Annotated in this window: 1 protein-coding gene and 1 pseudogene; one reads left to right on the top strand and one right to left on the bottom strand. The window is 53.6% G+C overall.

The genetic code is table 11. The features are described 5' to 3' along the window. A pseudogene (locus BG842_RS26755) lies at positions 1–303 on the top strand (integrase core domain-containing protein); the annotation flags it as partial. 450 nt (positions 304–753) lie between these two features. Here the strand turns inward: BG842_RS26755 and BG842_RS26750 are convergent. Further along, entirely contained in the window at positions 754–1,323 is a 570-nt protein-coding gene (locus tag BG842_RS26750) for a helix-turn-helix transcriptional regulator (protein ID WP_069451792.1), read from the bottom strand. Positions 1,324–1,390: the final 67 nt, after the last annotated feature.

Here is a 1,390-nt window from a genome sequence, read left to right as displayed (position 1 = left end):
ATGTTTCTCGTTGAAGGCTACGGATATCGGACTGCCCTCTTTCACATTGGGTTGAGCGATCGCCTCGACTACACAGAGCGAAACCTGATCGAAAAGTGGTTTCACACGCTTAAACAGCGCATCGACCGCTTCCATACGTCCTGGGTGGGCAGTCGGCCGAGCGTCCAGCGCTGGCTTGAACAGTTTGTATAGTACTATAACCATCAGAGGCCGTACCAATCGCTCAACAACCGAACGCCTATCGAGGAGGAGCTAAACAATACAGTGCCATTTAATAGGACATATAGATTAGATAAAATCTGATTAGGATTGATTTGGAAAGAGCAAAAAGGCAAGACCAATACATCATGCAGTAGACTGTAGCGATAATAATGACTCAAAGTAAAATCAACGTACTTCTCATCGGACCTGTAAATCCGACTGGTGGAATCGCCCAGTATATCAACGAACTAGTACCACGTCTGCCTGAGCCTTTTGACCCAGAGGTCCATGGTGTCGATAGCCTCCAAGACCATGACGGCTTTTCAAGCTTCCTTGTAGGACTAATCGATTCGACAATCTCGTTCGTCTTCCGGAGTGAGCCCGATGTCGCACATATCCATACTTCTCACGGGGCCTCCTTCTTTATCTCTTCTTGTCGCTACTCCGTCCCGGGGTCCGATATGGTGCCGAAAGCAGCCGTGTTTCCGTTCCTGCAACCACGGACGTTCATACGCATTCAGTCGGTGCAATCGATTTAAAACTACCGTCGATTTATCCCCCAAGAAAGTGCCAGATGTGGCCGCGTTCCTTGGGCGGGTCGACGCCGGGGAGATCTTTGAGCGCGGGTTGTATCGCGTTCCACCAACCGTCGGCCGTCTCGTACCCTGCCGGATGCTCGGGAAAGACGTCCTGCAGGAAGTCGGCCTTCTTCGCACTCGGATGTTCGACGAGGTAGTCGTAGGCTGCACGGAGCGCATTTTGCCGCGATTCGAGAGTCGAGCCGGTTCCAGGGAGCTCGACGTCGTCGAAGATATCGCGGTCAACGTCCGGTTCAGCGTCCGCGTCGTCCATGGATTCGGTCCCCTCTATGGGTATCCACCAGACTCGTCCGCGTGCGCCGACCTTCCGAGTTGCGAGCATATCGAGCTCGACGAGTTCGTTAAGTTTGTTGTGCGCCGTTCGCCGCGAGCAATCGAGCACCTCCATTACGTCGTTCGCGGTAAGCGGACGGCCCTGATCTGCGCGGTCTTCGAAGACGCCGAATGCTTCCTTCGCCGGGAGTCGGTCGGAGTACTGACCGTGTTCGTTGCGTTGGCGGTCGGACGGTTCCTCCGTCGGCATATCTCAGACCAGTACACACGACTGCATAAGCCTTTACAGTCAACTGAAACTGATTACACACAACTGA

Origin of the sequence: Haladaptatus sp. W1 (genome assembly GCF_001723155.1) — an archaeon.
GTDB classification, from domain to species: Archaea; Halobacteriota; Halobacteria; order Halobacteriales; family Haladaptataceae; genus Haladaptatus; species Haladaptatus paucihalophilus.
This window is presented reverse-complemented; position numbering and strand designations above follow the sequence as displayed.